Consider the following 12,246-nt stretch of genomic DNA (forward strand, 5'->3'; position numbering starts at 1 on the left):
GATTGTCGTAGACTTGCTGAGCATTCCAATCGGGAGGAAGTTGGGCTTCTAGGAGAGCATGCGCTGGTCCCACGGCAGTATTAGTTGGAATCAAACCTAGGCGCACGGCTACTCGATGATGGTGACTATCCACGGGTAAGGCAGGGCGACGCAACCGACTAAATAACAATACGGCTGCGCTGGTTTTAGGGCCTACCCCAGGTAGCGACTCTAGCCATGCCCTTGCTTGGGTGACTGGTAACTCTGCTAGAAAGTCTAGGGATAGCTCGCCATTATGACGATCGCTAATTAAGAGCAGGATTTGCTGAATGCGAGGTGCTTTTTGTTCTGGCCAGGTGCAAGGAGCGATCGCGGTTTGAACCTCTTGAGTTGGAGCGTCCCGAACGGCTGACCAATCCGGAAAGCGAAAGACTAGCTGTTTGAAGGCACGGGCTGAATCAGCATTGCGAGTTCGGTGAGACAGCAGCGCCGAAACCAACTCACTCAGGGGGTCTAGATCGTGAAAGAACGGAATGGGGCAACCGTACTCTGAGCAAAGGCGATCGTGAATTAACAGAATTTTTTGCTTTAGATCTTCAGAGATGGCGGGCGATCGCAAAGTTTTTAATTCTCCGACGTTACGACACGAATCGAGAGCACTTTTTAACTAATGCAGCTTTGTGACTGCTCTTTCAGCGGTTTGCTAAGTAGAGCACAGGTTGGTGAACCAACTAGTCCTAGAGTAACAACGAAGCTTCCAGCGCATTTGCATTTCAGCGCTCACAATAGGAAGTAGAGAGATCGTACCCGCAGCTTTTGGCCAAATGGGAGCCTTGTATCTATGGTTGTCCACATCTCCAGTCGAGCCGACGAAATTCAAGTTCAAGCATTAGAACAACTGACCCAAGCGATCGCCCAACAACTGTTGATAGCCTCGCGGGAAAGTCGCTCCTTTTTTGCCCAAATGCGCGACCAAATGCGCTGGGATGACAAGTTGCTAGCTTGGGCTATGAGTAATCCTGGGTTGCGGGTACAGCTCTTTCGCTTTATTGACTGCTTACCCTCCCTGCGTAGCAAAACTGAGATTGCTCGACATTTACAAGAGTACTTGGGCGATCCAACAGTAGAGTTGCCAGCGGCGCTTAAAGGCTTGCTCAACTTTGCCAGTCCAGACTCACTACCAGGGCAAGTCGCAGCCACGACCGTTTCAACTGCAGTAGAAACTCTAGCGCATAAATACATTGCTGGGGAAAGCGTCAAGCAAGTCTTAAAAACGATTGAACGACTGCGTAAAGACAAGATGGCCTTCACCGTTGACTTGCTGGGTGAAGCGGTGATCACAGAAGTAGAAGCACAATCCTATTTAAATCGCTATTTAGACTTGATCACCCAGTTAAGTAATGCTGCCAAAACTTGGCCGAGAGTTGAAGCAATTGACCAAGCAGAGGGAGAGGAACTTGATAAAGTTCAGGTTTCAGTTAAGCTGACCGCGTTTTATTCTCAATTTGATCCACTGGATGCTCAAGGTAGCGAAGCCAAAGTGAGCGGTCGCATCCGAACTCTTTTACGACGAGCGAAAGAAGTGGGGGCCGCTATTCACTTTGATATGGAGCAGTATGTCTATAAAGATTTGACCCTAGCGATTCTGAAGCAAATCTTGATGGAAGAGGAGTTTCGCAGCCGTACAGATATCGGTGTGACACTGCAAGCTTATTTGCGAGATAGTGAGCAAGATTTACAAGATTTAGTCGCTTGGGCCAAGGAACGCAGGTATCCCGTCACAGTGCGCTTGGTCAAAGGGGCTTATTGGGATCAGGAGATCATTAAAGCCGCGCAAAAAGATTGGCCCGAACCTGTTTACAAAGACAAATCTTCTACAGATGCTAACTTTGAGAACTTGACGCGCATCCTGCTAGAAAACCACGAGTATCTTTATGCAGCGATCGGGAGCCACAACGTTCGATCGCAGGCTTATGCAATCGCGATCGCCCAAACTCTCAAGATTCCTCGGCGACGGATTGAGTTGCAAGTGCTCTACGGCATGGCGGATAAGTTTGCCAAAGCTCTGGTTGAGCAGGGATATCGAGTACGAGTTTATTGTCCTTATGGTGACCTGATTCCAGGGATGTCTTACCTGATTCGTCGTCTGCTAGAAAATACCGCCAACAGTTCCTTCCTGCGACAAAACCTTGAAGATCGACCGAGTGCAGAACTTTTGGCACCTCCACAAGTGACGGCAGCAGATCAAGCAGATACCACTTCACTTCCGGTTTCTACTCGTCAAGCCCATTTTCAGAATGTCCCTGATACCGACTATGCTGAGCTAGCTCAACGGCAACCTGCTTTGCAGGCGATCGCCACGGTGCAGCAGCAGTTAGGAAAGCCCTACTGGCCCCTGATTAACGGCGAATATCAGCAGACCGAAGCTCAGGTAGATTCTGTTAATCCTTCTAACCCTATAGAAGTAATTGGCCGCATTGGTTTAATGAGCCAGGCTCAAGCAGATGAGGCGATCGCAGCAGCTAAGGTAGGATTCCCAGCTTGGCAACGCACCCCTGCTCAGCAACGCGCTAATATTCTCCGCAAAGCCGCTGATTTGCTCACTCAACGACGCGCTGAGCTAGCTGCTTGGATTGTGCTGGAAGTTGGCAAGCCCTTGCGGGAAGCAGATGGTGAAGTCTCCGAGGCGATCGATTTCTGCCGCTATTACGCCGATGAGATGGAGCGGTTGGAACCAGGGCATAGTTACGATTTAGCGGGTGAAACCAATCGCTACTACTACCGACCTAGAGGCATTGTCCTGGTCATTTCTCCTTGGAATTTCCCCTTAGCAATTCCGACCGGAATGGCTGTAGCAGCTTTGGTTGCAGGTAACTGCACTCTCCTCAAGCCTGCTGAGGTTTCCTCAGTGATTATTGCCAAATTGACCGAAATTTTGGTGGAGGCGGGCATTCCTAAAGGTGTTTTTCAATATGTGCCAGCCAAAGGATCAACGGTTGGCGCTTATATGGTGAAACACCCCGATATCCACATGATTACCTTTACTGGATCTCAGGAGGTGGGTTGCCGCATTTATGCGGATGCTGCCATTTTGCAACCAGGACAAAGACACCTCAAGCGCGTGGTCGCTGAGATGGGTGGCAAAAATGCCATCATTATTGATGAGAGCGCTGATTTAGACCAAGCTGTGCAAGGGGTTGTGCAGTCCGCCTTTGGCTATAGCGGTCAAAAATGCTCTGCTTGCTCACGAGTCATTGTGGTGGAGCCAATCTATGAAGGGTTTGTGGCTCGGCTAGTAGAAGCAACGCGATCGCTGAATGTGGGTGATGCAGCTCATCCGAGTACTCAAGTCGGTCCTGTGATTGATGCCACGGCTCGCGATCGCATCAAGAGTTATATCGAGCAAGGCAAATCTGAAGCCCAAGTTGTGTTAGAAATGCCAACTCCAGACACGGGGTATTTTGTTGGGCCTGTTGTTTTTAGCGAAGTCGCTCCTACTGCCGCGATCGCTCAAGAAGAAATTTTTGGCCCAGTGCTATCTGTGATTCGGGCGGAGAATTTTGCTGAAGCTTTGGCGATCGCGAATGGCACGCAATTTGCCCTCACAGGCGGTCTTTACTCCCGCACTCCTTCTCACATTCAGCAAGCTCAGGCTGAGTTTGAGGTGGGCAATTTGTACATTAATCGAGGCATTACAGGCGCGATCGTGGCTCGGCAACCCTTTGGCGGATTTAAGCTCTCCGGAGTGGGCTCTAAGGCAGGTGGCCCTGATTATCTACTGCAATTCTTGGAGCCTTATGCAATTACGGAAAACATCCAACGTCAAGGCTTTGCGCCACTTGAAGGAGTAGATTAAGCCATCATCCGAAGCTTTGACTAATAACTGATGGAAAACCTGAAGCTGGCAATCGTGACCTACACCGAAGCGGAGGTGTCGATTCAAGCGATTCGACACTTGGTTTTTCAAGTTGAACAAAAAGTTGATCCAGCACTTGATTTTGATGGATTAGATCCAAAGAGCCAGCATATTTTGGCTTCCATAGATGGGCAGCCTATCGGCACTACCAGACTACGGTATTTAGATGAGCAAACAGTCAAGATAGAACGGCTAGCAGTTTTACCGGAGTTCCGGGGACAAAAGATTGGCCGCAGAATTATGAAGGCTGCACTGGAATTTCTCACCCAATCTAAAGTTAAAACAGTACAATTGCATGCTCAGTTTTATGTCAAAGATCTATATCAAAAACTGGGTTTTACTCAGGTTGGAGATGTATTTGAAGAAGCAGGAATTCTGCACGTCAAGATGAAAAAGAAGTTGCATGATTAGTGAGCGACAGGTCTGGTATATAGAGGCTGAACTGGCTACCGCAACCTAAAGTAGAAGTAACAGTGACATCGCCACCGTGAAGACGGGCGAGTTTACGGGTTAGAGCCAGACCTAAACCTGTTCCTTCGTATTGCCGGTTTAACTCACCATCTACTTGGGAAAAAAGTTGAAACAACAAAGGAATTTCTGCCTCGTCAATACCAATCCCTGTATCAGCGATATTAAATATAAAACCATCTGTTTGCTTACAGACGGATAGTGAAACTTGACCTACAGACGTAAACTTAACAGCGTTAGATAACAGGTTCAATAGCATTTGCTTTAAACGCCGTTCATCGGCAACGCAGGTCTTAGCTTGGCTGTCAATTGTGCTAACTAGCTGTAGCCCTTTCGCTAACGCTTGCTCTTTAACTATACCTAGGCAACACTGGCAAAGTTCGGGTATTGAAATAGGGGCTAGGCTTAACTCTTCATAACCTGCCTCAATCCTAGAGCAATCTAAGATGTCATTAATCAGAGATAAGAGATGTTCACCACTGCTATGAATGCAAGATATATATTCTTGCTGTTTGTCATTTAAGGAACCAAAAATTTGTTTTTGTAGCAGTTGAGATAATCCTAGAATTGCATTTAGAGGGGTACGAAGCTCATGACTCATCGTGCTTAAAAATTCAGTCTTGGCTTGATTAACTGCTTCAGAAATTTGTTTCTCTACTTCTAATTCTTGAGTTTTAGAGTGAACTAAGTTTTTGGTTTTGCAAAGCGCGATCGCAGCTTGTTCAGCAATTTTCTCTAGAAGCGAAATCTCATCTGTGGTGAATTGGCGGTAATCACTTGTAGTGTGCAAACCAATACCACCAAATAAGGCATCCTGAATAAAAATAGGAGCACTGAGTACAGAAAGGTGATACTGCTGAACCCGCTGTATAGTGACGTTTCTTGCTGCGTAATCAGGGGCATGAAAAACACGTCGATGATAAAATTCGGAATCTAAATCTAGCAGATCAGGCCATACAGATATAGGTGCTTGAAAGCTCAACATTGACCCAATTTCAGGGTTCACTCGCCACTCACTTAATACTTGAATAAAACTAGCCTGAAACTGAAAGATAATCACTCGATCGACCGCAAAATACCGACCGATACACTGAGTAATTTCATCTAAGATTTGCTCAGAATTAAGGGTTGAATTAATGGCTCGGTTGATCTGATTCAGCAGTTGTTCGCGTTGTGCTTGCTGTTGCAGTTGATTGAACAATTCAGCTTGTCGCACTGCAATTGATACTAGAGTCGCTACTTGCTCTAGAAACTCCACTTCATCAGGTTGCCAAAAATGCGCTTCGGAACACTGTTGGGCTACCAACAATCCCCACGATTGCTCCTGATTTGGTTCATCAGTTTGAGTAGTAGATGATTGTTCAGTACTGGTAGTATCTACTTCTACTGGTTCATTGACAAAGGCAGCATCAGCCTGAAAAATTGGCACTACTAGCTTTGCTTTAATTTGCAACTGGTTCATCAATTGCAAAAATTCAACTGCATAATTGCTCTCAGCAGTATCATTAATGACCTGGTTTTGATTCAGTTTTGTATTTAAATCTGAGCTTGATTGCCAAACCGAATGACTTTTTCTTGCTGGGTACAACGACCATTCAGGAGATACTGACTCAGCCACTAAAGTTCCATTCTGATTCGAATCAAAGCGGTAGATTAAAAGACGATCAGTTTGCAAGAATTGACGAATTTCTACAACGGTTGTCGCCAAAATTTGATCTAAACTCAGCGATCGCCGAATTCGCAACGCTATATTACGCAGTAAACAATCGCGCTCTGTCTGCTGCCATTCAGCTTGTTTGCGCTCGCTCATATTCAATCGAAAGTTAGTAAAATCAAACTTTTGGATGAAACCATGTTGCAACATTAAGTCCTGAGCAACTTTCTAGCAATCCCTTAAACTAGTGAAAACATCCTCATCCTACTTCTCGAAACTAGCAGCCTTTTTACAATTTTGGCGTTATTTAAGGATCAAAACTCACCGCGTTTCGGCATGAACTATTTAGAGTTATGGTTGATAACAGCGTTTAGAGTCAATCCTGATGGCTGATATGGAACTAAGAATTGTCTCTCTGATCCCGAGTGCCACAGAAATTTTGGCTCAGCTAGGTTTGACGCATCAGATTGTGGGGCGATCGCATGAGTGTGACTATCCAGCGGAGATTTTAACCCGCCCGATTTGCACAGAACCTAAATTTAACCCTGAAGGTACAAGCGCCGAAATTCACGATCGCGTGACTGACTTGCTCCAATCCGCACTCAGTGTTTATCGAGTCAAAACTGAGGTTCTAGAGCAGTTAAAACCGACTCATATTTTGACCCAAGCTCAATGCGAAGTCTGCGCTGTCAATTTAGCCGATGTTGAGCAAGCTGTGGCTACGCTGACCCAGACTCAACCACAAATTATTTCGCTACAACCGAATACGTTAAAGGATATTTGGGACGATATCCGACGAGTAGCGATCGCCTTGGGGATTGAGAGCCAATCTAGCCTGACTCAACTACAAGCCAGAGTAGAGGCTTGTGCTACCAAAACACAAGCTCTCAGCGATCGCCCCACGGTTGCTTGTATTGAATGGGCCGAACCGTTGATGGCCGCAGGCAATTGGATACCTGAGTTGGTTGAGTTAGCCGGAGGTCAGTCCCTATTTGGTGTTGTGGGTCAGCACTCGCCTTGGTTGCAATGGGATGCCTTGGTAGCTGCCGACCCGGAGGTAATAATTTTGATGCCTTGTGGCTATGACTTGGAACGCACTCATCAAGATGCGATCGCCTTAGCTAAACATCCAGAGTGGCCGACGTTACGAGCAGTGCAAGCAGGCAATGTTTACATTACAGATGGCAATCAATATTTCAACCGTCCTGGGCCTCGATTAGTAGATTCCCTAGAAATCCTGGCGGAGATTTTGCATCCCCATCTATTTAACTTTGGCTATGAGGGCACAGGATGGCAGCGTCTACCTGCTCAAGTTAAGGTCAACTAGGAAGTTGGGCCAGGAAGAGGCAATGCAAGCGATCGCTCTTTTACCAAACAGAATCAAGACTGAGTACAAACCCAGGCAATATCCCTTCTCCTGCAAGTGATACGGGCGATTTGAGAATCTCCACATCGTGGTTAGGGCGGTAAATTTCCACTTGCTGAGATTTGCGATCGATCAACCAACCCAACTGCACTCCATTCTCACGATATTCCTGCATTTTTTCTTGTACTGTGGTCAAGCGATCGCTGGGCGATACCAACTCAATCACAAAGTCTGGACAGAGGGGAATAAACCCTGCTTTTTGCTCAGGAGTCAGAGCATCCCACCGGGCTTGCTGCACCCAAGCCACATCAGGAGAGCGATTGGCACCGTTCGGCAACTTAAAGCCAGTGGAAGAATCGAACACTTGGCCTAGTTTCTGTTGCTGATTCCAAATCCAAAGCTGAGCCGTTAAACCTGCGTTACGGTTTCCGGTTTCTCCTCCGGTGGGTGCCATGATGATCAATTCTCCGGTCGCAGAGCGTTCAAATTTCAAATCACGGTTTTTCTGGCAGAGCTGATAAAACTGCTCGTCCGTCAGGTCAATTACCGAATTGAAGTCAACCGTAAAGCTAGTCATGGCGCGATCGCAGGACTCCACAAACAGATGCCTTTAATTTAACGCAAGCAAAAAGGGGAGACATTTGTGAGCCTCCCCTAAGCAGATCAATTAATTCACTTGTGCTGACTGTTTAAGCACCTTAAAAGCTCAACAGCCCACCTGACTACTCAACGCCTTCAATGCGGTCTTCTACTTCCTGATAAAGTTCGCGGAGCATATCGAGGTTTTCTTCGCTGGTTTCCCAGTAGCCCCGACCGTTAACTTCCAGCAGTGTGGAAACCATCTTGCGGAACGAGTGGGGGTTAAGGTTTAGCAACCGCTTCCGCATTTCTTCATCTTGGATAAACGTGGCATTGGTGTCTTCGTAGATCCAGTTGTCCACTGCACCAGCGGTCGCTGACCAACCCATCGTGTTTACCAAGCGCTTGGAGAGTTCCCGCACGCCTTCGTAGCCGTGGCTGAGCATCCCTTCGTACCACTTGGGATTCAGCATCTTGGTGCGAGCATCCAGACGCACGGTTTCTGAGAGAGTCCGCACTTGAGCGTTGGCAGTTGTGGTATCCGCAATAAAGGAAGCGGGTGCTGTGCCATCGCCCCGGAGCCGCGCCACAACTTTGGTGGGGTCGGAGTCGAAGTAGTGGGACACATCTGTGAGGGAGATCTCAGAGGAGTCCAAGTTTTGGAAGGTGACATCCACCGTCTTCAAGGCTGACTCAAACAAGCTGCGGTCTTGCTCCATCATCCCCGGATTATCGGAGTTGAAGGCGAACGACTTGCGGGCCAAGTACATGTCTTGGAGTTCGGATTCAGCTTCCCAAGTGCTGTTTTCTACAGCTAAGTTGACGTTGGCTGCGTAAGAGCCAGAAGCATTCGAGAACACGCGAGTCGCTGCTTGACGGAGGTTGATGCCCATGTCTTCGGCTTGCTTCATGGCGTGCTTGCGAACAAAGTTCATCTCTAGAGGTTCATCCGCTTCGGCAGCCATCTTAATGGCGCGATCGAGCAGGTTCATTTGGTTGATGAACAAGTCACGGAACACCCCAGAACAATTCACGACCACATCTACGCGAGGACGACCGAGTTCTTCTAGCGGGATCATCTCCAGCTTGTTGACCCGTCCCAGAGCATCAGCGACAGGCCGTACCCCCACCAACAACATGACCTGCGCCAAGGATTCACCATAGGTCTTGATGTTGTCTGTTCCCCAGAGCACGAAGGACACAGTTTCAGGCCATTGCCCCCCATTTTCTGCTCGTTGCCGATCCAGGAGGCGATCGACCACGATTTGAGCGGCTTGTACGGCTGCTGTCGTGGGAATCGATTGAGGATCAAGGGCATGAATGTTCTTGCCTGTGGGCAGCACATCCGGGTTGCGAATGGGATCACCACCGGGGCCAGGAAGGACGTATTCACCTTCAAGGGCTTTGAGCAAAGCACCGAGTTCGTTATCTGCCACGATTTGCTTGAGGCAGAACTCTAGGTACTCGAACAGGGGCTTGATGTCGTCCCCGTTGACTTTGGGATAGCCTGCTTGCTGCAACGCTTCAATCCAAGGTTCTTTACGGCCCATGTTGAAGAAGTTGAGCACCGAAACTTTAGAGACTCGGCCATCAGCATCGGTTTGCTCTTTCACCAAGGCAGCGACAGCCGCTCGACAAGCCAGGGTGATGTCTTGGAGTAGTTGCACATCTTCGAGCAGACCGCGATCGCTGTTCTTATAAATGTCGTCAATGTCGCGACCAATGCTTTCCGCAATGATCCGCAGTAAGCTCTTGACTTCTTCCTCAGGGCGATCGAGTCCGGCGATATTGACCAAAGTGGCGATCGCTTCTTCAGCAGTGGGTGGTTTACCAATTACATGCAGGCCACAAGGCAGCAAGCGCGATTCGATCTCCATCAACTTGCGGTAGACCAGGCCCACAATGTTATCCCGCTCGTCTGCCGTCATATCTTTGGCATCTTGATCGGGCAGGGCAATATCTTTGTCCAGATTGACGATCCGGCACTTGTCCATAATCGTGTTGACGATGGGGACGCCGCGACCGCTATCTTTCAGGGTTTGGTAAGAAGCAATCAGTTCGCTTAGCTCTTTCAACCCTTTGTAGAGGCCCGCATTCTCCGCTGGAGGTGTGAGATAAGAAATCGTTTCGGCGTAGGATCGGCGCTTAGCGATCGTGGCTTCTGATGGGTTGTTCGCTGCGTAGTAGTAAAGGTTAGGGATGTTGCCGATCAAGTTATCGGGGTAGCACTCACCGGACATGCCCATTTGCTTACCTGGCATAAACTCTAGAGAGCCGTGGGTACCGAAGTGCAACACCGCGTCCGCTTTCCAGATCTGCTCTAGGTAGGTGTAGTAAGCCGCAAAGCCGTGGTGAGGGCTAGCAGAGCGAGAGAACAGCAACCGCATCGGGTCACCTTCGTAGCCAAAGGTTGGTTGTACCCCAATAAAGACATTGCCGAAGTGCTTGCCGTAGATCAGCAAGTTTTGACCATCGGTGTTGAGGTGTCCGGGTGCAGGTCCCCAAGACTCATGTAAGCGCTCGTGGTAGGGAGTTAGCTCCTCGTACTCAGGCACCGACATCTTGTAGGCAATGTTGAGTTCGGGGCTGTTGTACTGAGCTTGAGCATCATGAATCACCTCTAGCATCAGGGCTTCTGGTGACTCAGGTAATTCTGGTACGTCGTAACCATTTTGCTTCATAGCTTCCAGCACTTTGTAGATGGAGCCAAAGACATCTAGGTAAGCGGCTGTACCGACGTTACCTTTGTCCGGTGGGAAGCTGAAAACGGTGATCGCTAGTTTCTTGTCTACTTTGGGCTTGCGACGGAGGCTTGCCCACTTCATCGCCCGCTGAGCCACTGCTTCAATTCGGTCTTGCAGGGCGATCGCCTTACCTGTCGCACCATCCCGACCAGAGAGAATAATCGGCTCGATCGCGCCATCCAGCTCTGGGATGGCAATTTGTAGCGCCACTTGGATTGGGTGCAGACCGAGATCGCTGTCTTGCCATTCTTCGGTGGTTTGGAACACTAACGGTAGCGCCACCATGTAGGGACGGTTCAAGCGCTTCAGAGACTCGATCGCTTTGGGATGATCTTGTCGGGCAGGGCCGCCGACTAGAGCAAATCCAGTTAAAGAAACGACAGTATCAACGATCGTAGTTTTGGCGATCGGGTCTTGGAAGTAAGCATCGATCGGCTTCGAGAAATCCAAACCACCTGCGAACACAGGGATGACCCGTGCGCCCATGCACTCCAGTTCTTGCACCATTGCCACATAGTGAGCATCATCGCCTGTGACTAGGTGTGTCCGTTGCAGCACCAAACCCACACAAGGAGCCAAGGGATCTTTGAGGTCGGCAGAAATGTCGGTGCGGCTGTTGTACCAATTGAAGTATTCTTTGACATCCTCGTACATGGCAGGGGCGAGGGGATGCCAGATGCCCATATCAGGGTAAGTGACAGGATCGCGGTATTGCAAAGGCGCGAAGCTCTGCTGACCCACTCTCTTAGCGACGTATTTATCGCTCAGCATCAGCAGGAAGTTTTCTAGGTTTTCCTGAGAGCCGCCGAGCCAGTATTGGAAGCTGAGCATGAAGTTGCGGGCATCCTGCGCCTTGTCCATTGGCAGGTACTTCAGCACCTTGGGCAGGGTTTGCAGCAGCTTCAGCATGCCGTCTTGGAAACCAGAACCAGCTTTTTCTTTGCGCTTCCGCATGAACTGGGCGATCGCACTCTTCGACTGGCCCAACTGTGCCATCGAGAAGGTGCCCATTTTGTTCAGGCGCATGACCTCTGGCATGGAAGGGAATACCACGGCCACATCCAGGCGATCGCGGTGCGGTTCTACTGCCGCAACCACTTTTTCTGCCAACTCTTCAATAAAAATCAGTGACGCAATGAAAATATTGGCGTTGGCGACATCTTGCTCAAGCGCCTCAAGATTCTCAGGGCTGCGGAGTTCTTCCAACAAATAGCCGCTGATCTCGATCGCCACATTGGGGTTGTTCTGGTTAATAGAGCGAACCGCTGCCGAGAGAGAACTCTGGTACTGCGGCTCTAGCACGACATAGACCACCTTAATCAGAGAGCGTCCTTGGATGTTGTCAGGCGCAATGTGTCGAACGGTGGGCTTGACGTGGGTGAACATGCGGTTGGGCTCCTTGTTATACGTGTTCTCTTATTGGCATCACTAGGGATCGGCTGGGGAAGGATATAACTCCAGCTTTCTACCCATTCGCCTTTCAGCCACTCACAGGACAACTTGGGCTTGTTTCACCAAAGGTGCCTCATCTTGGACATGC

General features: G+C 49.0%; 7 protein-coding genes (1 of these 7 cut by a window edge). 3 read left to right on the forward strand and 4 right to left on the reverse strand.

Annotated elements, in window-relative coordinates; genetic code table 11:
• Positions 1 to 598: the 5' portion of an endonuclease III gene (gene nth / locus H6F68_RS13375; protein ID WP_199300071.1), read on the reverse strand. Its footprint begins 110 nt before the window's first position; 598 of the gene's 708 nt are visible here — the first part of the coding sequence; it begins with the start codon at positions 596 to 598; the stop codon falls past the left edge of the window.
• Positions 599 to 820: 222 nt separating this feature from the next.
• On the opposite strand from nth, the gene pruA reads away from it, so the two are divergent.
• Positions 821 to 3,835, forward strand: a complete 3,015-nt coding sequence (gene pruA / locus H6F68_RS13380) for an L-glutamate gamma-semialdehyde dehydrogenase (protein ID WP_190559702.1) — start codon at positions 821 to 823, stop codon at positions 3,833 to 3,835.
• A 30-nt stretch (positions 3,836 to 3,865) separates the two neighbouring features.
• Positions 3,866 to 4,306, forward strand: coding sequence for a GNAT family N-acetyltransferase (locus tag H6F68_RS13385; RefSeq protein ID WP_190559704.1), 441 nt, complete (start codon positions 3,866 to 3,868; stop codon positions 4,304 to 4,306).
• Here the strand turns inward: H6F68_RS13385 and H6F68_RS13390 are convergent.
• Positions 4,278 to 6,173 carry a GAF domain-containing sensor histidine kinase gene (locus H6F68_RS13390; RefSeq protein ID WP_190559706.1) on the reverse strand — a complete coding sequence of 632 codons (1,896 nt, stop codon included), beginning with the start codon at positions 6,171 to 6,173 and terminating at the stop codon, positions 4,278 to 4,280. The genes H6F68_RS13385 and H6F68_RS13390 overlap by 29 nt on opposite strands.
• 229 nt (positions 6,174 to 6,402) lie before the next feature.
• Here H6F68_RS13390 and H6F68_RS13395 point away from each other — a divergent pair, with 229 nt between their 5' ends.
• Positions 6,403 to 7,344, forward strand: a complete 942-nt coding sequence (locus tag H6F68_RS13395; protein ID WP_190559709.1) for a cobalamin-binding protein — start codon at positions 6,403 to 6,405, stop codon at positions 7,342 to 7,344.
• A 40-nt stretch (positions 7,345 to 7,384) separates the two neighbouring features.
• Here H6F68_RS13395 and H6F68_RS13400 read toward each other — a convergent pair whose 3' ends face one another.
• Positions 7,385 to 7,960 carry a Uma2 family endonuclease gene (locus tag H6F68_RS13400; protein WP_190560095.1) on the reverse strand — a complete coding sequence of 192 codons (576 nt, stop codon included), beginning with the start codon at positions 7,958 to 7,960 and terminating at the stop codon, positions 7,385 to 7,387.
• 145 nt (positions 7,961 to 8,105) lie between these two features.
• Complete coding sequence (locus tag H6F68_RS13405) at positions 8,106 to 12,092, reverse strand: magnesium chelatase subunit H (RefSeq protein WP_190559711.1); 3,987 nt, start codon at positions 12,090 to 12,092, stop codon at positions 8,106 to 8,108.
• Positions 12,093 to 12,246: the final 154 nt, after the last annotated feature.

Source organism: Trichocoleus sp. FACHB-262, from assembly GCF_014696035.1.
Lineage (GTDB): Bacteria > Cyanobacteriota > Cyanobacteriia > FACHB-46 > FACHB-46 > Trichocoleus.

Bases quoted from the DNA above. Each gene is read 5' to 3' on its own strand.
- pruA (WP_190559702.1), top strand. From the start codon at position 821: ATGGTTGTCCACATCTCCAGTCGAGCCGACGAAATTCAAGTTCAAGCA.
- H6F68_RS13385 (WP_190559704.1), top strand. From the start codon at position 3,866: ATGGAAAACCTGAAGCTGGCAATCGTGACCTACACCGAAGCGGAGGTG.
- H6F68_RS13390 (WP_190559706.1), bottom strand. From the start codon at position 6,173: ATGAGCGAGCGCAAACAAGCTGAATGGCAGCAGACAGAGCGCGATTGT.
- H6F68_RS13395 (WP_190559709.1), top strand. From the start codon at position 6,403: ATGGCTGATATGGAACTAAGAATTGTCTCTCTGATCCCGAGTGCCACA.
- H6F68_RS13400 (WP_190560095.1), bottom strand. From the start codon at position 7,960: ATGACTAGCTTTACGGTTGACTTCAATTCGGTAATTGACCTGACGGAC.
- H6F68_RS13405 (WP_190559711.1), bottom strand. From the start codon at position 12,092: ATGTTCACCCACGTCAAGCCCACCGTTCGACACATTGCGCCTGACAAC.